This is a genomic window from Variovorax sp. 10N412, from assembly GCF_056394985.1.
This window is the reverse complement of the sequence record NZ_JBFTIO010000021.1, coordinates 1-18,011: the sequence shown is the minus strand read 5'-3', so window position 1 is coordinate 18,011 and position 18,011 is coordinate 1. Positions and strand designations below refer to the sequence as shown.

The window sequence follows — 18,011 nt, the reverse complement described above, 5'->3', positions numbered from 1 at the left end:
CCTGTCTCGCAATGCTGTCGATGACCAGCGGATGTGCCTCTGTCGAGGTGCGGGAGGGTCAAAGGCTCGATGCCGTCCTGGCGGCAGCGAAGGGAGAGCCGGCCGACAAGCTGGCCCGGACATTGGCTTCGCAGGGCTACACCTGCAGCCCCGCCCCAGGCGCCGCGTCGGGCGGGGCCACGGCGCTGCAGTGCTCGAGTCAACGATCCAATCTGTGGCCGCCGTATTCCTGCATCTTCCGCGTCGACCTGCAACCCGAGCCGCAAGCAGGCGCTGCCGGCGCATCTCCGGTCGTGAGCCATGTGTGTGCCGGCCTGTAGGCGGGGGCAGGCCCTGCGGGCCATCGCCGCATGGTTTTCAATCGACGAACGCTGCCAGCTCGTCGGGCGATCCGGTGGGAAAAGCCTCTTTCAGGAAGTCCAGGAACACTGAAACGCGGGTGCTCAGCAGCCTGCGGGACGGATACAGCGCCCACAGCGCAATCTCAGGTCCGTCGACATCGCCCCAGTGCACCAGACGCCCTGCGGCCAGGTCGTGAGTGACCAGCGACAACGGCAGTCGCGCCGCCCCGACGCCTGCCCTGACGGCGTCGCGCACCATGAACAACGAGGACAGGCGCAGCACGGGTTCCACCTCGATGCGCTTCGTGCCGGACGGACCTGTCATCTCCCATGTCGAGCGCCGTTCCCCCGCCCCGCTGCCGCCACGCACCACGGCCGGGGCAGGCTCGGTGCCCGTCGGCCACCCGAGTCCGGGGCTCGCCACCACCACGAGCCGGTCCCTCAGGAAGATCCGCCCGACCAGCCGCGCATCGGGGTCGGGGTTCACGCGGATCACCACGTCATAACCCTCTTCCACCATGTCGACCGGCCGGTCCTCGGTGGTGACCTCGAGCCGGACGTCGCCGTACTGCAGGGCGAATCGGGCGGCGAGCTTGCCCATCGCGGCTTGCGAGAAGAGCAGGGGCGCACTCACCCTCAGGCTGCCGCGCGGGGCACCGCCGCCAGACGCGATCGCCGCTGCGGTCTCGTCGATTTCGGTCAGCAGCACCGAGGTCCGCTCGTAGAGGGCGCGCCCCTCCTCGGTGAGCTTCAGGGTGCGCGCGCCCCGCTCGAACAGGCGCAGGTCGAGCCCGCGTTCCAGGTCGGCCACCCGGCGCGACAGCGTCGCCTTTGGCCGCCCGGATTCCCGGGCAGCGCGCCCGAAGCCGCCGTGACGCGCCACGAGGTTGAAGTCGGTGAGGGCAAGGAAGTCCATGTGTTCCACCAGTGAGACGAGGTGTCCAAATATAGGGTCTATCGGCCCGGGCCTGGAACTTCGAAGATCAAGGCTCCTTCAACGAACAGGAGCAATTCCATGACCATCCTCATCACCGGCGCCAGCGGCAACATCGGCCGCCAGGTCGTCCAGCAACTCGTCGACCGCGGCGCCGCCGTGCGCGCACTGGTGCGCGATCCGTCCAAGGCCACCTTCCCCGAAAGCGTCGAGGTCGTGCAGGGCGACCTGCTCGACGTGGCGGCGTTGCGCCGCGCCATGGCCGGGGTCTCCACCCTGTTCCTGCTCAACGGCGTCGTGCCGGACGAGTTCACGCAGGCCCTGGTCACGCTCAACGTGGCGCGCGACGCAGGGGTCGAGCGCGTCGTCTACCTGTCGGTGATCCACAGCGACAGGTATGTGAACGTTCCCCACTTCGCGGGCAAGTTCGGGGTGGAGCGCATGCTCGAGCAGATGGGCTTCGGCGCCACCATCCTGCGGCCGGCCTACTTCATGCAGAACGACCTCACGATCAAGGATGTGATGCTCGGCCATGGCGTGTACCCGATGCCGATCGGCGCCAAGGGGCTCGCGATGCTCGACACGCGCGACCTCGCGGAGATCGCCGCCATCGAACTGCTGGCGCGCGACGCATCGCAGACGCTGCCGCTCAAGCGCATCAACCTGGTCGGTCCCGACACGCTGACGGGCGCCGACGTCGCCGGCATCTGGTCGGCCGTGGCGGGTCGCCCGATTGCCTATGGCGGCGACGACACCGCCGGCTTCGAGAAGAACCTCCTGAACTTCATGCCGGGCTGGATGGCCTACGACATGCGCCTCATGAGCGAACGCTTCCTGTCGGACGGAATGACCCCGGAGGCCGGCGACGTGCAGCGCCTGGCGGCGCTGCTGGGGCGCCCGCTGCGCTCGTACCGCGACTTCGCATTCGAGGCTGGCGCCTCGGCCTGAGCGCCGGTCCCGGCAACGTCAACGAAAAGGAGCCCCTCATGATCAATTCAAACCCCACCGCCACGTTCACCGTGCCGACCCGCAAGAAAGTCCTGGTTCTCGGCGCCACCGGCGGCACGGGACGGCTCATCGTCGAGCAGGCGCTTGCACGCGGGCACGACGTGCACGCACTGGTGCGCTCGCCCGAAAAGGCGAGCGGCCTGGAGGGTGCGACGATCACCGTCGGCGACGCCAGTGACGAACGTGCGTTGCGCAAGGCCCTCGGGGGCATGGACGCCGTGATCAGCGCGTTGGGCACGCCGGCCAGCCCTTTGCGGGAGGTGACCGCGCTGTCCACTGCAACGCGTGCACTCGTCGGTGCGATGCGGGCGCAAGGCGTGCAGCGGCTGGTTTGCATCACCGGCATGGGGGCCGGCGACAGCGCCGGGCACGGCGGGTTCTTTTTCGACCGGCTGATTTTTCCCGCGCTCCTGCGCAAGGTCTACGCCGACAAGGACCGGCAGGAAGCACTCGTCAGGAACAGCGGGCTCGACTGGGTGCTGGTGCGGCCTTCGGTGCTCAACGACAAGGCCTCGGGGCCCGCGGTTCGCGCCCTCACGGATCTCTCCGGCTTCCACGGCGGGACCATCGCGAGGGCGGACGCGGCAAGCTTCGTTCTGGACCAGGTGAACGGCGACGCCTGGCTGCGCCGGTCGCCGCTGATTTCCTGGTGAAGGACGAGGGGCTGCTGGTGGCCGACGCTACAGCCCGCCTTCCATGTTCTTCCAGAGCGTTGCATCGGGCGGCACCGCCGCATCTGCGTCGAGCGAGAACTTGTCGTGAAGCAATCGCCAGCAACCGAACGGCAGCTTGGCCCGCATGTAGTAACTGCCGAAGCCGCTGCCGCTCAGTTGCGGCGCCACGCCTGCGCAGTCCTCCAGAACGATGGCTCGCCAGCGGCTCACGTCCAGCAGTTCACCCGTCTTGGCGTTCCAGCCCAGGTCGATCGGCGATGTCAGCACTTCGGGGCTGGCCGCCTGACGGCGGGCGAGCGTTGCGACGTGCAGCTCGGGGTCCTTGAATGCCGGAACACGCGTGACGGCCAGCAGCTCGAAGCCGGCCCCGATCAACACCGGCGCGACGTCGGCAACGTTCAGGCCGAGCAGTGCCGCAAGTGCCCAGTAGTCCGCATCTCCCTTGTCGAGTCGCGCCACGCAGGCGGCGGCAAATGCCGCTGTGTCGGCGCGCCAGATCTTGGCAAATGGTGCGAGGCTGTTCTTCAGCAGGCCGACTTCGTGCATTGCGCCGAACACGTTGATATGGTCATCGACCGTGTCGCTGGTCGAGGCGCGTGTGGCCGCGGCGGCCAGCGCCCAACGGCCTTTGTCGGCGGACTCTGCCGCGAGTTTGCTGAGTTTGTTTTGCATGCTGGTGTTGCGCGGGGTTGGCGTGAGGTGATGGCGGCCCTTGGGCTCAAAGCAGATGCTTGCCGTTTCAGACAGGGGCCCGCAGCTTGCGGAGCCGCACCGGAATTTAGCCGCTGAATTTTCGTGCCCTCACGGAGCCACCCCGCCCTCTCATTGCAGCGCGGCCCTGCGCCAAGCGCACCTCGGGTAAGCCTTTCTAGGTATTTACCCTTGCGTACCGATACGTAGCCGCACGGCGGCCAGCTACGGACGACAGCGCGGCCTCTGCCCGACAGACTCCCCGGCACGGCGCCACGCGACCCCGGAAGGTCCGTGGCAGACCCCTGCCAGAGACGACAAGGACTCCTCCCATGACCACCATCGCCACCCACGGCAGCGCCAGCGCGGACACTTCCGACGCCAACGCGCCCTATACCTTCGAAGAAAAACGCAAGCGCATCTTCGCCATCTTTGCCGCATCGTCGGGCAACCTGGTCGAATGGTTCGACTTCTACGTGTACGCCTTCTGCGCCATCTACTTCGCACCGGCGTTCTTCCCCAAGTCCGACCCGACCGTGCAGCTGCTGAACACGGCCGGCGTGTTCGCCGCCGGCTTCCTGATGCGCCCGGTGGGCGGCTGGCTGTTCGGCCGGCTGGCCGACCGCAAGGGCCGCAAGACCTCGATGGTGGTCTCGGTCACCATGATGTGCGTGGGCTCGCTGATCATTGCCTGCCTGCCCACCTACGCGCAGATCGGCGCCGCCGCGCCCGCGCTGCTGCTGGCCGCGCGCTTGCTGCAGGGCCTGTCGGTCGGCGGCGAGTACGGCACCACCGCCACCTACATGAGCGAGGTCGCCATGCGCGGGCAGCGCGGCTTCTTCTCGTCGTTCCAGTACGTCACGCTCATCGGCGGCCAGTTGCTGGCCGTGGTGGTCGTGGTGGTGCTGCAGCAGGTGCTGGACGAGTCCGAGCTCAAGCGCTGGGGCTGGCGCATTCCCTTCGTGCTGGGCGCCCTGGCGGCCGTGGTCGCGCTGATGCTGCGCCGCACGCTCACCGAGACCGCCAGCAACAAGACCCGCGCCGCCAAGGGCGCAGGCACCATGCGCGAACTGTTCACACACCACAAGCGCGCCTTCCTGGTGGTGCTGGGCTACACCGCCGGCGGCTCGCTGATCTTCTACACCTTCACCACCTACATGCAGAAGTACCTGGTGAACTCGGCCGGCATGTCGATCAAGACGGCCAGCAACGTCATGACCGCGTGCCTGTTCATCTACATGTGCATGCAGCCGCTGTTCGGCGCGCTGTCCGACCGCATCGGACGCCGCACCAACATGCTGCTGTTCGGCGCCCTGGGCGCGCTGATGACGGTGCCGGTGCTCAGCAACCTGCAGAACGTCGGCAGCCCGCTGATGGCAAGCTTGCTGATCACGGTGGCGCTGGCGGTGGTGAGCTTCTACACGTCGATCAGCGGCATCGTGAAGGCCGAGATGTTCCCGCCCGAAGTGCGCGCACTGGGCGTGGGCCTGTCGTATGCGGTGGGCAACGCCATCTTCGGCGGCAGCGCGGAATACGTGGCGCTGGGGCTGAAGTCGATCGGCCACGAGTCGTACTTCTACTGGTACGTGACGGGCATGATGGCCGTGGCCTTCCTGGTGAGCCTGCTGCTGCCGAAGCAGGCAAGCTACCTGCACCACGACAAGTAGGCGTTTCAGGGCGCGTCGGCGCGCCCTTTCGTGAGCCGGCCGGCGACCAGGCCCGCCAGCGCGCCACCCAGGACGGCGCCCGCGAAGGGAAGCCGGCCCACCGCCCACCCCGCCAACGCGCCGGCACACGCGCCGGCGAACGCCCAGGCCCACACCGTACGCCGCCGCGCGTACGCGCGCGAAGGCTTCTGGGCCCACATGCCGTTGGCCACCAGCCAACCGATGGCGATCACCCACAAGATCACTGTCGTGAACAAGCTGTACTCCCTGGTCCAAGAAAGCCGGCATCGCGCCGGCGCTTTCACAGGGTAACCGGGCGCGCTTTCAAAACGGTTTCGAGCCATGCACACGGGCACGGAATGGGCGCGCCGCCTACGCGCGGCCGCGCCAATTACTACCGCGCGCGGGCGCGCCGGCGTGGAAACTTTGCAGGCCCTTTTCCGCAACCCACCCACGCCCTCCCCACACCCATGGCAGACACATCTTCCGTTCCGCAGCCCCTGACAGTGCTGGAAGGCACCTCCCACCCGCTCGGATCGACCTTCACGGGCGACGGCGTCAATTTCGCCGTGTTCTCGGCGCATGCCACGCGGGTCCAGGTCTGCATCTTCGACGAGGCCGGCACCACGCAGATCGGCTGCGTCACGCTGCCCGAGTACACCGACGAGATATGGCACGGCTTCGTGCCCGGCCTGCAGCCCGGTGCGCGCTACGGCCTGCGCGTGCACGGCCCCTACGAGCCCGAAAAGGGCCACCGCTTCAACCACCACAAGCTGCTGCTCGACCCCTACGCCAAGGCGCACATGGGCGAGCTGAAGTGGGGCCCCGAGGTGTTCGGCTACACCGTGGGCCACGAAGACGGCGACCTGAGCTTCGACGAGCGCGACAGCGCGCCCTTCGTGCCCAAATGCGTGGTGGTCGATTCGCGCTTCGAGTGGACGCAGACCGACGCGCTGCGCGTGCCATGGAAGGAAACCGTGTTCTACGAAACCCACGTGCGCGGCTTCACCATGAAGCACCCGAAGGTGCCCGAGCAGTTCCGCGGCACCTTCGCCGGCATGGCGCGCGACGAGGTGCTGGCGCCCATCCGTGCGCTGGGCGTGACCAGCGTGGAGTTGCTGCCGGTGCAGATGTTCCTCAACCAGTCGTCGCTGCTGGAGCAGGGCCTCACCAACTTCTGGGGCTACGACACCATCGGCTTCTTCGCGCTCGACCCGCGCTACATGGACGGGCCGCACATCGACGAGTTCAAGCACATGGTCGACCGCTTCCATGCGCACGGGCTCGAGGTGATCCTGGACGTGGTCTACAACCACACGCCCGAGGGCAACGAACTCGGCCCGACGATCTCCTTCAAGGGCATCGACAACGCCAGCTACTACCGCCTGATGCCCGGTGGCGACGGGCCGGGTCCGCGCTACTACATCAACGACACGGGCACCGGCAACACGGTGAACCTGAGCCATCCGCGCGTGCTGCAGATGGTGATGGACAGCCTGCGCTACTGGGTGACCGAGATGCGCGTGGACGGCTTCCGCTTCGACCTGGCGACCATACTGGCGCGCGAGCCGCACGGTTTCGACGAAGGCGGCGGCTTCCTCAAGAGCTGCCGGCAGGACCCGGTGCTTTCCAGCGTGAAGCTGATCGCCGAGCCGTGGGACATCGGCCCCGGCGGCTACCAGGTGGGCGGCTTTCCGCCGGGCTGGGCCGAGTGGAACGACCAGTTCCGCGACACGGTGCGCGCCTACTGGAAGGGCGACGAAGGCATGGCCGGCAAGCTGGCGCAATGCCTGACCGCGAGCGGCGAGCGCTTCAACCAGCGCGGACGCCGCCCTTGGGCCAGCGTCAACTTCATCAGCGCGCACGACGGCTTCACGCTGGCCGACACGGTGAGCTACAACGAGAAGCACAACGAGGCCAACGGCGAGGACAACCGCGACGGCCATTCGGACAACCGCTCGTGGAACTGCGGTGTCGAAGGCCCGACCGACGACGAGGAAGTGCTCGCGCTGCGCGCGCGCCAGCAACGCAACCAGCTCGCCACGCTGATGCTGTCGCAGGGCACGCCGATGCTGCTGGCGGGCGACGAGTTCGGCCGCACGCAGCAGGGCAACAACAACGCCTACTGCCAGGACAGCGAGATCTCGTGGGTCGACTGGACCACGGCCGAGGGCGAAGCCGGGCGCGCGCTGGCCGAGTTCTCGGCGCGGCTGCTCGCGTTGCGCAAGGAGTTGCCGGTGCTGCGGCGCAACCGCTTCCTGGCCGGCGCCTTCTTCGAGGACATCGGCGTGAAGGACTCGACCTGGTTCACGCCGGCGGGCGAGGAAATGCAGGCGCCCCACTGGGAAGACCCGCAGACCCGCTCGTTCGCGCTGCTGCTGGACGGCCGCGCGCCCGCTTCGGCCATTCCGGTCAAGGCGCACGACGCCAGCGTGCTGCTGGTGTTCAACGGCTGGCAGGACGCCGTGCCCTTCGTGCTGCCCGCCCCGCCTGCGGGCGCGTGGACGCTGAAGATCGACACGGCCGACCCGGCGCTCGGTGTGGACGATGCCACGACGAAGGAGGAGTACCTCGCGACCGGGCGCTCGGTGCTGGTATTCACCAGCCGGTAGGCACCCGTCTTTACAAAAACCATCCTATCACCATCCATACAGATGGTGATAGGATGGCCCATGCGAGCCAATAAACATCCAGCCGCCGCGGCCGCACTTGCACCGACCGCACCCGCGCCGTTGAAGACACCCGAGTCCGAGAAGATCACCATCAACATGGGCTTCGTCGACCTGGGCCACATCGACCTGATGGTGGCCGAGGGCTTTTATTCGAACCGCACCGACTTCATCCGCACGGCCATTCGCACCCACCTGGCGTCGCATGCCGACGTGCTGCGCCAGGCGGTGTCGCGCAAGACGCTGGTGCTGGGGCTGCAGAGCTTTTCCGTTGCAGACCTCGAGGCCGTGCGCGCCGCGGGCGAGACGCTGCAGGTGCGCGTGCTCGGCCTGGCAGTCATCGCGCCCGACGTGAGCCCGGCGCTCGCGAAAGCGACCATCGAGTCGCTCACCGTGCTGGGGGCGCTTCACGCGTCACCGGCCGTCAAGGCCGCACTGGCCGGACGCATCCGTTAGTCAACCGGCAACCACCTGGGCCACTCAATGAATCCACTTTTCTCGGGCCTGATGAAAGAGGCGGCCGACCTCACGCGCCACGGCCGCCTGGCCGAAGCCACCGAAGCGATCCAGCGTGCGTTGCGCGGCGGCGGTGCCGACGCGCAGTCCGCGGCGCCCGGCGCACCGGCCACGGATGCCGACGTGATCGACGTCGAGGCGCGCGTGATCGAAAGCGAACGCGGCGCGCCCTCGCCTCCATCCGCGGCCTCCTGCGCTGCGCCGCTCACGCCGCAAGACGCCGACCAGTGGACCCACGGCAGCTTCGCGCACCAGGGCCGCACGGTCGACTACATGCTCTTCGTGCCTGCGAGCGCTCCAGGGCAACCCGCAACGCCGCGCCCGCTGGTGCTGATGCTGCACGGCTGCACCCAGAACGCCGCGGACTTCGCGGCGGGCACGCGCATGAACGAACACGCGCGCGACAGCGGCGCGATCGTGCTCTACCCCGAGCAGCCGCAGCGCGCGCACGGCCAGAAATGCTGGAACTGGTTCAAGCCCCAGCACCAGCAGCGCGGCAAGGGCGAGCCCGCATTGCTTGCCGCACTTACCCTGCACATCGCAGAGCAACAACAGGCAGACCGCTCGCGACTCTATGTAGCGGGCCTGTCGGCAGGCGGCGCCATGGCGGATGTACTGGGCCACTGCTATCCGGACATCTACGCGGCCGTGGGCGTGCATTCGGGGCTGCCGCACGGCGCGGCGCACGACATGATGTCGGCGCTGAATGCGATGCGAAGCGGCCCGCCGCCCGTGCGCACCGCCGCAGACACGACCACTCCGCCCACCATCGTTTTTCACGGCGATGCGGACACGACGGTGCATGCGAGCAACGGGCTGGCCATCGTCGCCGGTGCCACGCCGGGCGAGGTCGGCGAAGGCCGCTCACCGTCGGGCCGGCGCTTCACGCGCACGCACTACCCGCCGCACGCGGGCCATGCCGAGGCGGAACACTGGCGCCTTCACGCGGCGGGCCATGCCTGGTCGGGCGGCAGCGCACAGGGCAGCTACACACAGCCTGAGGGCGTCGATGCCAGCCGCGAGATGCTCCGCTTCTTCCTGGCGCATCGCCTGGACGCAGGCAAACGGAAATAACGCGCGCAAAAAAGGGCGCCAGCGGCGCCCTCTTCAAAGGCTGAAGTGACTCAGCCTTTCATGCAACTCAGCCCTTCATGGCCTTGATGCTGGCCTTGGCCTTGTCGTGGTCGGCCTTGGCCTGGTTCACGCAAGCGCTCTTGGCGTCGCCCGACTGGTCGTCGCACTTTTCCTTGGCCACTTCGTAGTTCATGGTGGCGGTTTCTTCGGCGACCTTCTTGGCGTGGCCGGCGGTGGGCTTGTAGTCTTGTTCGAGCTGGGCCTTGGCAACGTTCTCGGTGCCCTTGGCTTCCTTCTCGCACACGTCCTTGGCGTTGTCCTTCAGCGTGTCGCACTTGGCCTTGGCGACCTTGTAGTCGGCCGAGATCTTTTCCTTGGCGACGTTGTATTCGTCCTTGGTCATGGCGTTGGCGGCCGACATTGCGAAGCAGCTGGAAGCGATGGCCAGAACGAGAAGATGTTTTTTCATGGGAAGTCCCTCAGTAGTTGATTGATCTGTGGAGCCACCCTTTGCGGCTCCGGTGAATGCAATGTACGAAGGCCAGAATCCGCAGCGGGTAGGACGACACCGATCCCCCATCTAGGCTGCCACCACACGCATTCGCAGGCGGGTGGCGCGGCCCTAGCATGCCTGACAAATCACTCCCGGAGGAATCGCCATGAGGCTTCACGCCACCTGCAAGATGACCGTTACCGCCAGCGCCGACTGCCCCGTGGTCGCCATGCTTCGTCCGCGAAGCGGCGAGGCGCAATGGATGGTCAGCGAACGCTACGAGCTGCACCCCTGGGTGCCGACCACCGAGTACGTCGACAACTACGGCAACCTGTGCCAGCGCCTCAAGATCCCGCAGGGCACGATGCGCATCGAGGTCGACATGATCATGGAGGCCGAAGCCGACATCGCGGTGGCGCCCGACGCAGGGGCCGTTCCGGTGGAAGACCTGCCCTTCGACGCACTGCAGTACCTGCTGCAGAGCCGTTACTGCCCGTCCGACAAGATGGGTGAGCGCGCGCAGCAGATCGCCGGAAACGTGGCGCCGGGCTATGCGCAGGTGGAGGCCATTCGAAGCTGGATCCACGCCAACCTCGAATACAGGTACGGCGTGAGCAACGGCTCCACCGATGCGCTGGAGACCTTGAACGACGGCGCAGGCGTGTGCCGTGACTTCTCGCACGTCGCCATCGGGCTATGCCGTGCGCTTCGCATTCCGGCGCGGCTGGTGGTGGGTTACCTCTACCAGCTCGACCCCATGGACATGCACGCCTGGTTCGAGGCCTTCGTGGGCGGGCGCTGGTACACCTTCGACGCCACGCAAGACCGGCCGCGCGGCGGCCGCATCGTGGTGGCCTACGGCCGCGATGCAGCGGACGTGGCCTTTCTCTCCAACTACGGCCCGCTGGAAATGGGTGAAATGACCGTCACGGTGGACGAGGTCCGCGCCGGCACCACCCGCGTAGCGCTGCCAGCTTAGGCGCGGGCCGCCCTCGCCGCGTTGCGCAGGTCACGAATCTGGTCGTGGTTGCGCTGTGCCGCCTGTGCCTGCGCCTGCACGATCTGCCGCACGCCCTGCGGCAGCTGTGCCTTCAGGGCCTTGCGGTAGCGTGCCACGGCGGCGTCTTCGCCGCGCTCGCATTCCTCCAGGATCGACAGCTCGCTGTTCGCGCCCACGGCGCCCTTGACATGCACCCAGCCGCGGTGCAGGGCACCCGATGCCGTGCCGCCCTCGGCGGGCTTGCCGCCGTAAGTGACGATCACCTGCGAGAGCTGCGCGGCCGCTTCACGGCACTGCTCGGCGCGCGTCGCGAAGACTTCCTTCAGCCGCGCCGATTCGACTTCTTCGGCACAGGTGCGGAATCCGGCCTCGCCGTCGCGCGTGTTCTCGAGCACGTCGTTCAGCACGTCGACCACGTCGTCGTTGGAGAGCGGATCGCCTTCGGGGAAGGACATGTCTTCTTCACGCATGTAGAGCCTGTCGGCCCGCTCCCAGGCGGCGTGCGAGGCCGGGCGGGCCTGCTCCCATGAGAGCGACGACGCACCGCGGCGCGCCTCCCACTCGCGGGCAAGCGAGGGCTCGACGGCGGCGAACTCGTCGTCCGCCGTGGCGCGGCGGCTCCAGCCGAGTTCATAGGCCGGCGCGTAGTGCTCGTAGCTCAGGCCGGGTTCGTAGTAAGGCTCGCGGGTGAACGAACTCTCCCAATGGCTGTGTTCCGCGGTGGGGTTGATGCGCTCCGCCACGGCCTTGCCGCCCAGGCCGCCGACAACGGCGCCCACGAGCATGCCTGCCACCGCACCGGCCGGGCCGCCGATGGCGCCCACCGCCGCGCCGGCCACGGCACCGCCCGTGGCGCCCGCACCGGTGCCCACCGGGTGCGCGCCCGGCTCGCCGGTGATCGGGTCCAGGTGAAGGTCGTCGCGGTCGGCTTGGTTCTTGATTTCGGTCATGGTGATTCCTTGCAAAAAATGGATGAAGGTCCGGTCTGTTTGTTCGGGTTGTTTGAGCACCATGGTTCGCCGCTTGCAACGCCCGCGAGGTCGGCGAGCGGCGCGGTGTGCTGTAGTCCATTCCGCGAGCACGGCGGTGCAGAATCCGGGCGAATGAATTCACTTCCGGTCGTCACCAGCGTGCACCTGAGCCCGGTGCACAAGTTCAGCAAGCCCGCGCAACTGGGCATCCGGCTGCTGCAGGGGCTGGGCGTGGAAGGCGACGCGCATTGCGGTGCGACCGTGCAGCACCGCTACGACAAGAGCCGCCGCCCCGCGAGCCCCAACCTGCGCCAGGTTCACCTGATCCAGGCCGAGCTGCTCGACGCGCTCGAAGCCGAAGGCTTCCGGGTGCACCCCGGCGAGCTGGGCGAGAACGTGTCGACGCGCGGCATCGACCTGACGGTGCTGCCCACAGGCACCCGGTTGCTGCTGGGCGACGAGGCCGTCGTCGAGCTCACCGGCCTGCGCAACCCCTGTGTCTACATCGAACGGTTCAAGGCCGGCCTGCTGGCGCAGATGCGCATCAGGCGCCCGGGTGCGTCCGTGAGCGTGCGGGCCGGTGTGATGGGCGTGGTGGTGCATGGTGGGCACGTCGCCGCGGGAGATGCCATCGTGGTGGAGCATCCGGGCGAACCGTGGCGGGCGCTGAAGCCGGTCTGACCCGCGCAGCCGCCGAGGCGCACGCCGATACCATCGCCCGCATGCCCGACCTGCAAATCCCGATCCAGCGCGGCGCGCGCGAGCCTATCGCCGTGCAGATCAGCACGGGCCTGCGCGCCGCCATGCGCGACGGGCGCCTGGCACCGGGCGCGCGCCTGCCGTCGTGGCGCGACTTCGCGGCGCAGCTCGGCGTGGCACGCGGCACGGTGCGCCTGGCCTACGAACGGCTGATCGACGAAGGGCTGGTCGTCGCCCTGGGCGCGGCCGGCACGCGCGTCGTGCAACGGCCGCCGCCGGCGCAGGTGCCGTCCACGCCGGGCGAAGGGTCCATCGCAGACGACTTTGCGACCTTCCCCTCGGCCGCCTCGGTGTTCCAGATGGGCGTGCCCGCGCACGACGCCTTTCCCGCGCAGGTGTGGTCGCGCACGGTGGCGCGCGCGGTGCGCGCCGCGGCCGGCGCGCCGCAGGTGTACCCCGACCCGCGCGGGCTGCCCGCGTTGCGCGCGGAGATCGCGGCGCACCTGGCCATTGCACGCGGCCTCGCGTGCCAGCCGTCGCAGGTGTTCGTGACCACGGGCTACGCCGGGGCGCTGTCGCTGGCCGTGCACGCGCTCGGCCTGGCGGGCGGCGCGGCGTGGGTGGAAGACCCGGGCTACCCGCTGGCGCGCCGCGCGCTGGGCCTGCTGGGCATCGAGGTGGTGCCGGTGCCGGTCGACACCGAAGGGCTCGACGTGGCCTGCGGCATCGCCCGCGCGCCGCAGGCCGCGCTCGCGCTGGTCACGCCGGGACAGCAGGCGCCGCTGGGCGTGGCGCTGTCGCCGCGGCGGCGCCTGGCGCTGCTCGGCTGGGCCGCGCGCTCGAAGGGCTGGATCGTCGAGGACGACTACCTCAGCGAGCTGCAGCTGCAGGGCCGCGCCGTGCCCGCGCTGGGCGCACGCGACCCGGCCGCGCGCGTGCTGCACATCGGCTCGTTCAGCAAGACACTCAGCCCGACCCTGCGGCTCGGCTTCCTGGTGGTGCCGCCGGGCGAGGTGCAGCGCTTCACGCGCGCTGCCGCGGTGCTGTCGCCCGCGGCCTCACCGCTCACGCAACGCGCGCTGGCCGAGTTCATGCGCGAGGGCCACTACCTGCGGCACCTGCGGCGCATGAAGCGCCTGTACCTGTCGCGCCGCGACGCGCTGACCGCCGCGCTCGACGCGATGTCGGCCACCTACATCCGGGCGGGCCTCGCGGTGCTGCTGCGGCTGCCGCCGGGGCTGCACGACGACGTGGCGCTGGTGAAGGCGGCGCGCTCGCACGACCTGTCGCCCACGCCGCTCTCGCCGTGGTACGCCGTGCCCGGCCCCGAGCGCGCGGGCCTGTTGCTGGGCGTGACCAACCTGCACGAGGACCGCGCCCGCGCGACCTGCGAACGCCTGATGCGGCTGATCGAGCGGCACGCCTGACGCAGCCCTGGTGCTGCGCAAACGCGCGCATGGTCCACTGCGCGTTGCAATTCTTGGGTCTACCGCGTGCGCGCCGCGGTCCGCAGAATTCCTTCATGCACCCCACTCTGATGAAGGACACGGAATGAACCCGACCCGCGCGATGCCCCCGGGCTTCGCCATCCGGCACGCCGACAGCGAGGCCGAGCTGCAGGCCTGCTGGCCTGCCATGCACGCGCTGCGGCCGCACCTGCGCGATGCGCGCGACCTGGCCGAGCGCGTGCACCGCATGCGCGAAGACGGCTACCGCCTGCTGGCCGTGTGGCGCGGCGATGAAGCGATCGCGCTCGCGGGCTACCGGCTGCAGGAGAACCTGGTCTACGGGCGCTTCCTGTACCTCGACGACCTTGTCACGCTCGAACGCGAACGCGGCGGCCAATGGGGCGCGCGCCTGATCGAAGCGACCACGCGCATCGCCGAGGAAGCCGGCTGCGCGAAGCTGGTGCTCGACACCGGCCTGGCGAACTCGCTGGCGCAGCGCTTCTACTTTCGCCATGGGCTGCTGACCGGCGCGATGCGCTTCAGCAAGGTGCTGGGAGGTGCGGCGCAATGAAGAACATCCTGCACATCACGGCCAGCCCGCGCGGCAACGCGTCGTTCAGCGCCAACTTCTCGCAGCGCATCGTGGAGCGCCTGCTGGCGCGCGAGCCCGACGCGGTGGTCGTGCGGCGCGACTTCGGCGCCCTCGGTCTCGCGCACATCGACGAGACCTACGGCCACACGCTCGCGGGCTCCTGGCCGATGCGGCCCGACGCGTACGAGCGGCCCGGCTCGCTGGCGCAGTCCGAGCGGCTGATCCGCGAACTCGAGGAGGCCGATGCGGTCGTCATCGGCACGCCGATGCACAACTACACCGTGCCCTCGGTGCTGAAGGCCTGGATCGACCATGTGCTGCGCGCGCACCGCAGCTTCGGCTTCTCGGCCGAAGGCAAGGTGGGCCTGCTCGCGGACCGGCCGGTGTACATCGCCGTGGCGTCGGGCGGGGGCTACACGGGCGAAGGGGCGCGGCAACCCGACTTCCTGACGCCGTACCTCGAGGCCGTGTTCAAGACCATCGGCATCCGCGACCTGCATTTCTTTGCGCTGCAGCACACGGTGATGGGCGAGGCGGCCGTGGACAGCGCCCTGCGCGGCGTGCAGGCGCTGCTCGACCGGAGGCTGCCGATGCCGCTCGCGGCGGTGTGACGGCAGTGTGAAGTCGGGGTTGCCGGCGACCGGCTGCGGTGCCTCGCTAGCTCCTGAGGCTCACACCGATCTGGCGGCGCATTTCGTCCGCCAGCGGATGCAGCACTTCGGCCTTGCGCGCGCCGACCACGCCGTAGCCCAGCCCCTTGTCGGCCCAGGCATAGCCGGCGACCGGCCCTTGCCCTTCGATCGGCCGCATCACCGGCGTGTCCTTGTCGACCTCCATCGGCCTGACCGTCAGCGCGAGCCGCGAGCCGCCGGCATCGTCGTACATGAAGAGCCCGGCCGGGCCGTGCGCCGTCATGACCAGGCGCCCGCCGATGAAGTTGTAGCCCGAGGCCGACAGATCGGGAATCGCCACCTTGCGCCCGAGCCGCGCGGAAACCCAGTCGACCAGTTCCGTGCGCTGCGACGGCCCCATCTCCACGGGCCGCTCGGTGTCCGACGCATAGACGGCGTAGCTGCGCGCGGCCTCGCGCGCCAGGGCGGCGATGCCGGCATCGCCGCCGGTGGGCACGCCGCCGCGCAACGACCATCCGGCGCCGGTGCCCAGCCCGAGTGCCAGCACGACGGCCGCGACCATGCCCCAGGGCCAGCGACGGTGCGGCGCGTGCCGGTCGCCTCGTTCGCGCTGCGCGTGCGTTTCCACCAGCCGCGCCAGGTTCAGCGAAGGCGGCAGCGGCTCCTCTGCGATGGGTGCAAGGGCCGCCCGCAGGTCCTGCCGGTGCGCGGCGTAGGCCTCGACCTGGCGCGCCGCCTCGGGGTGGTGGGCCAGGTACTCGCGCACCTCGCGGCGGCGCGGCGCATCGAGCGCGTCATCGACGTAGGCGTGCAGGTCTTCTTCGAGGATGGGGCGTGCGTCCATGGGGTCGCCGTTCATTGGAGTACTCGCAGTTTGGGGCGCGCCGGGACTTGCGCGTCGGAAGGCGCGGCCGAAGGCATCGGGTCGACGCCGTCGAGCATGCGGTGCACGCGCTGGCGTGCGCGCGCCAGCCGCGACATGACGGTACCGATGGGAATGTCGAGCGTCGCGGCGGCCTGCGCGTAGCTCATGTCTTCGACCGCCACGAGCAGCAGCACCGCGCGCTGGTCCTCGTGCAGCAGGTCGAGCGCGCGCATCAGCTCGTGGTGCGTCACGCGGTGCTCCTGCTGCGCGGGGGTGCTCAGTTCGGCCTCGTCGATGTCTTCCACGGCCACGTGCAGGCCGCGGCGCGACTGCTGCCGCAGGCGGTTCATCGCCAGGTTGTGCAGGATGGCAAAGACCCACTGGCGCGTGTCGTCGGCCTCGCGCCGCTGGCCCCAGCGGCTGATGACGCGCTCCAGGCAGTCCTGCACCAGTTCGTCCGCCGATTCGCGATCGCGCAGCAAGGCGCGCGCGTAGCGCCGCAGTGCGGGGATCATCGGCTCGACGAGAAGGAGCAGGTCGTTCATGTTCCGGACATCGCAGCGTGCAACGGCGCCGCGCCTTACAGGCTCTGCACTTGGACCGGGGTTCCGGGCTTGCCGTCCGATTGTGGCGCGATCACCAGGTAGCGCTTGCTGTCCGTGGGAGCAGCGCCCTGGATCTGCTGGCGGATCGGGCCGATGGCGTTCACGATCGCGGCGCCCGCGGGGTTGGTCATGAAATTCGCCAGCGGCTGCAGCGTGCCGCTGCCGTCCGGCTGGTCCGACAGCGCGAGCACGTAAGGCTGCCTGGGCGCGAGGCCCGTGGCGGAGGCCTGCAGCACCTGCAGCAGGCCCTGGTCGAACAGCGCAACGCTGGTCGGCGGATTGCCGGTGGACGAGGCTTTCCGTGCCTCGGGTGTCACCAGCGCAAGGTGCGCGACCTGGCCCGACAAGCCGGGGGCCTGCAAGCCCTGCAGGCCGTCGCCTGCTTCCACCGGCACGGCGTTGGGCACATAGGCGATGGCCTGGGGCGCCTGGCCCACGGGCACGGTCGCGACCACGGTGTTGCTGTCGGTGTCGATGGCCGCGAGCGCGTCGGCGTTCTCCAGGCCCACGTAGACGCGCTTGCCGTCGCCCGAAGGCCAGATGCCGTGCGGCAGCTTGCCCACCGGAATGGTCGCGACCTGCGAGAAGTCGTCGGTGCGGAACACCTTGACCACGTTGAGGCCGCCGACGGTCACGTAGGCGAAGCTGCCCTTGCGGTTGGTGACGAAATTGACGTGGTTGGTGATCGGGCCCGTGTCGAATGACTTGATCACCGCGAACGGCGGCTTTGCGTCGAACACCATCGTGCGGCCCACGTCCTTGAGCGTCATCCACACCTGCTTGCCGTCGGGCGAGGCGGCGATGTTGGGGCAGAAGGGGCTGTCCTGCTTCACGCGGCCCACGGTCTGCTTGGTGGCGGTGTCGATCACTACCGTCTCGGGGTTGAAGGACGAGCACACGTAGCCGTACTTGCCGTCGGGCGAAAAGATCTGCATGCCGGGGCCGCCGGGCGTGGTGATGCGTGTCTTCTCCTCGAAGGTGGCCGCGTCGAGCACCGACACGTAGTTTTCACCGCGCACCGTGACCCACACCTCCTTGCCGTCGGGGGTGTAGAAGGCCTCGTGCGGCGAGCGGCCGACGTAGGTGGTGTGCTTGACCGCGTTGGTCGCGGTGTCGATGAAGGTGACGGAGTT

General features: G+C 69.0%; 19 protein-coding genes. 11 read left to right on the top strand and 8 right to left on the bottom strand.

Features of this window, described 5'->3' with window-relative positions; all coding sequences use genetic code 11:
- Positions 1 to 357 precede the first annotated feature (357 nt).
- Positions 358 to 1,257: a LysR family transcriptional regulator gene (locus AC1DJH_RS29810; protein WP_478188161.1), complete on the bottom strand. Its 900-nt coding sequence runs from the start codon at positions 1,255 to 1,257 to the stop codon at positions 358 to 360.
- Positions 1,258 to 1,356: 99 nt separating this feature from the next.
- On the opposite strand from AC1DJH_RS29810, the gene AC1DJH_RS29805 reads away from it, so the two are divergent.
- Positions 1,357 to 2,223, top strand: coding sequence for an SDR family oxidoreductase (locus tag AC1DJH_RS29805; protein WP_478188160.1), 867 nt, complete (start codon positions 1,357 to 1,359; stop codon positions 2,221 to 2,223).
- A 38-nt stretch (positions 2,224 to 2,261) separates the two neighbouring features.
- Positions 2,262 to 2,936: an NAD(P)-dependent oxidoreductase gene (locus tag AC1DJH_RS29800; protein ID WP_478188159.1), complete on the top strand. Its 675-nt coding sequence runs from the start codon at positions 2,262 to 2,264 to the stop codon at positions 2,934 to 2,936.
- Between the two features lie 27 nt (positions 2,937 to 2,963).
- Here the strand turns inward: AC1DJH_RS29800 and AC1DJH_RS29795 are convergent, their stop codons facing one another.
- Entirely contained in the window at positions 2,964 to 3,629 is a 666-nt protein-coding gene (locus AC1DJH_RS29795) for a hypothetical protein (RefSeq protein ID WP_478188158.1), read from the bottom strand.
- 350 nt (positions 3,630 to 3,979) lie between these two features.
- Between AC1DJH_RS29795 and AC1DJH_RS29790 the strand changes: the two genes are divergently transcribed.
- Entirely contained in the window at positions 3,980 to 5,314 is a 1,335-nt protein-coding gene (locus tag AC1DJH_RS29790) for an MFS family transporter (RefSeq protein ID WP_478188157.1), read from the top strand.
- A gap of 5 nt (positions 5,315 to 5,319) precedes the next feature.
- Here AC1DJH_RS29790 and AC1DJH_RS29785 read toward each other — a convergent pair whose 3' ends face one another.
- Positions 5,320 to 5,571 carry a hypothetical protein gene (locus AC1DJH_RS29785; RefSeq protein WP_478188156.1) on the bottom strand — a complete coding sequence of 84 codons (252 nt, stop codon included), beginning with the start codon at positions 5,569 to 5,571 and terminating at the stop codon, positions 5,320 to 5,322.
- A gap of 213 nt (positions 5,572 to 5,784) precedes the next feature.
- Between AC1DJH_RS29785 and glgX the strand changes: the two genes are divergently transcribed.
- The 3 genes from glgX to AC1DJH_RS29770 are packed head-to-tail and all read left to right on the top strand — an operon-like array spanning position 5,785 to position 9,573.
- On the top strand, positions 5,785 to 7,926 hold the full coding sequence (gene glgX / locus AC1DJH_RS29780) for a glycogen debranching protein GlgX (RefSeq protein ID WP_478188155.1): 2,142 nt from the start codon (positions 5,785 to 5,787) through the stop codon (positions 7,924 to 7,926).
- 60 nt (positions 7,927 to 7,986) lie between these two features.
- Entirely contained in the window at positions 7,987 to 8,439 is a 453-nt protein-coding gene (locus tag AC1DJH_RS29775; protein ID WP_478188154.1) for a CopG family transcriptional regulator, read from the top strand.
- Between the two features lie 27 nt (positions 8,440 to 8,466).
- Positions 8,467 to 9,573: an extracellular catalytic domain type 1 short-chain-length polyhydroxyalkanoate depolymerase gene (locus tag AC1DJH_RS29770; RefSeq protein ID WP_478188153.1), complete on the top strand. Its 1,107-nt coding sequence runs from the start codon at positions 8,467 to 8,469 to the stop codon at positions 9,571 to 9,573.
- 67 nt (positions 9,574 to 9,640) lie between these two features.
- Here the strand turns inward: AC1DJH_RS29770 and AC1DJH_RS29765 are convergent, their stop codons facing one another.
- Positions 9,641 to 10,042, bottom strand: coding sequence for a hypothetical protein (locus AC1DJH_RS29765; RefSeq protein ID WP_435440682.1), 402 nt, complete (start codon positions 10,040 to 10,042; stop codon positions 9,641 to 9,643).
- Between the two features lie 190 nt (positions 10,043 to 10,232).
- Here AC1DJH_RS29765 and AC1DJH_RS29760 point away from each other — a divergent pair, with 190 nt between their 5' ends.
- A complete protein-coding gene (locus tag AC1DJH_RS29760; RefSeq protein ID WP_478188152.1) occupies positions 10,233 to 11,045 on the top strand; it encodes a transglutaminase-like domain-containing protein in 813 nt (270 codons plus the stop codon).
- Here AC1DJH_RS29760 and AC1DJH_RS29755 read toward each other — a convergent pair.
- A complete protein-coding gene (locus AC1DJH_RS29755) occupies positions 11,042 to 12,016 on the bottom strand; it encodes a ferritin-like domain-containing protein (protein ID WP_478188151.1) in 975 nt (324 codons plus the stop codon). The genes AC1DJH_RS29760 and AC1DJH_RS29755 overlap by 4 nt on opposite strands.
- Before the next feature lie 153 nt (positions 12,017 to 12,169).
- Here AC1DJH_RS29755 and AC1DJH_RS29750 point away from each other — a divergent pair, with 153 nt between their 5' ends.
- The 4 genes from AC1DJH_RS29750 (at position 12,170) to AC1DJH_RS29735 (ending at position 15,387) form a co-directional block, all read left to right on the top strand.
- Positions 12,170 to 12,718, top strand: coding sequence for an MOSC domain-containing protein (locus AC1DJH_RS29750; protein ID WP_478188150.1), 549 nt, complete (start codon positions 12,170 to 12,172; stop codon positions 12,716 to 12,718).
- Positions 12,719 to 12,759: 41 nt separating this feature from the next.
- Positions 12,760 to 14,163, top strand: coding sequence for a MocR-like pyridoxine biosynthesis transcription factor PdxR (gene pdxR / locus AC1DJH_RS29745; protein WP_478188149.1), 1,404 nt, complete (start codon positions 12,760 to 12,762; stop codon positions 14,161 to 14,163).
- A 124-nt stretch (positions 14,164 to 14,287) separates the two neighbouring features.
- Positions 14,288 to 14,755, top strand: coding sequence for a GNAT family N-acetyltransferase (locus AC1DJH_RS29740; protein WP_478188148.1), 468 nt, complete (start codon positions 14,288 to 14,290; stop codon positions 14,753 to 14,755).
- Entirely contained in the window at positions 14,752 to 15,387 is a 636-nt protein-coding gene (locus AC1DJH_RS29735; RefSeq protein ID WP_478188147.1) for an FMN-dependent NADH-azoreductase, read from the top strand. The genes AC1DJH_RS29740 and AC1DJH_RS29735 overlap by 4 nt, the downstream gene beginning before the upstream one ends.
- 46 nt (positions 15,388 to 15,433) lie before the next feature.
- On the opposite strand, the gene AC1DJH_RS29730 is transcribed toward AC1DJH_RS29735, so the two are convergent.
- From AC1DJH_RS29730 to AC1DJH_RS29720, 3 genes are all read right to left on the bottom strand, one after another.
- The gene (locus AC1DJH_RS29730; RefSeq protein ID WP_472124549.1) at positions 15,434 to 16,267 is read right to left on the bottom strand and encodes an anti-sigma factor family protein; all 834 of its coding nucleotides are present in this window, start codon (positions 16,265 to 16,267) and stop codon (positions 15,434 to 15,436) included.
- Positions 16,264 to 16,818, bottom strand: coding sequence for an RNA polymerase sigma factor (locus AC1DJH_RS29725; RefSeq protein WP_478188146.1), 555 nt, complete (start codon positions 16,816 to 16,818; stop codon positions 16,264 to 16,266). The genes AC1DJH_RS29730 and AC1DJH_RS29725 overlap by 4 nt, the downstream gene beginning before the upstream one ends.
- Before the next feature lie 35 nt (positions 16,819 to 16,853).
- Positions 16,854 to 18,011 (bottom strand): YncE family protein (locus AC1DJH_RS29720; RefSeq protein WP_478188145.1); only part of this gene is annotated, 1,158 nt, incomplete at its 5' end.

What these genes read in the sequence shown, in the direction of transcription:
- AC1DJH_RS29760 (WP_478188152.1), top strand. Translation starts at nt 10,233, where the DNA reads ATGAGGCTTCACGCCACCTGCAAGATGACCGTTACCGCCAGCGCCGAC.
- AC1DJH_RS29725 (WP_478188146.1), bottom strand. Translation starts at nt 16,818, where the DNA reads ATGAACGACCTGCTCCTTCTCGTCGAGCCGATGATCCCCGCACTGCGG.
- AC1DJH_RS29735 (WP_478188147.1), top strand. Translation starts at nt 14,752, where the DNA reads ATGAAGAACATCCTGCACATCACGGCCAGCCCGCGCGGCAACGCGTCG.
- AC1DJH_RS29730 (WP_472124549.1), bottom strand. Translation starts at nt 16,267, where the DNA reads ATGAACGGCGACCCCATGGACGCACGCCCCATCCTCGAAGAAGACCTG.
- AC1DJH_RS29790 (WP_478188157.1), top strand. Translation starts at nt 3,980, where the DNA reads ATGACCACCATCGCCACCCACGGCAGCGCCAGCGCGGACACTTCCGAC.
- AC1DJH_RS29795 (WP_478188158.1), bottom strand. Translation starts at nt 3,629, where the DNA reads ATGCAAAACAAACTCAGCAAACTCGCGGCAGAGTCCGCCGACAAAGGC.
- AC1DJH_RS29750 (WP_478188150.1), top strand. Translation starts at nt 12,170, where the DNA reads ATGAATTCACTTCCGGTCGTCACCAGCGTGCACCTGAGCCCGGTGCAC.
- AC1DJH_RS29755 (WP_478188151.1), bottom strand. Translation starts at nt 12,016, where the DNA reads ATGACCGAAATCAAGAACCAAGCCGACCGCGACGACCTTCACCTGGAC.
- pdxR (WP_478188149.1), top strand. Translation starts at nt 12,760, where the DNA reads ATGCCCGACCTGCAAATCCCGATCCAGCGCGGCGCGCGCGAGCCTATC.
- AC1DJH_RS29740 (WP_478188148.1), top strand. Translation starts at nt 14,288, where the DNA reads ATGAACCCGACCCGCGCGATGCCCCCGGGCTTCGCCATCCGGCACGCC.
- AC1DJH_RS29770 (WP_478188153.1), top strand. Translation starts at nt 8,467, where the DNA reads ATGAATCCACTTTTCTCGGGCCTGATGAAAGAGGCGGCCGACCTCACG.
- AC1DJH_RS29810 (WP_478188161.1), bottom strand. Translation starts at nt 1,257, where the DNA reads ATGGACTTCCTTGCCCTCACCGACTTCAACCTCGTGGCGCGTCACGGC.
- AC1DJH_RS29805 (WP_478188160.1), top strand. Translation starts at nt 1,357, where the DNA reads ATGACCATCCTCATCACCGGCGCCAGCGGCAACATCGGCCGCCAGGTC.
- AC1DJH_RS29775 (WP_478188154.1), top strand. Translation starts at nt 7,987, where the DNA reads ATGCGAGCCAATAAACATCCAGCCGCCGCGGCCGCACTTGCACCGACC.
- AC1DJH_RS29800 (WP_478188159.1), top strand. Translation starts at nt 2,262, where the DNA reads ATGATCAATTCAAACCCCACCGCCACGTTCACCGTGCCGACCCGCAAG.
- glgX (WP_478188155.1), top strand. Translation starts at nt 5,785, where the DNA reads ATGGCAGACACATCTTCCGTTCCGCAGCCCCTGACAGTGCTGGAAGGC.
- AC1DJH_RS29765 (WP_435440682.1), bottom strand. Translation starts at nt 10,042, where the DNA reads ATGAAAAAACATCTTCTCGTTCTGGCCATCGCTTCCAGCTGCTTCGCA.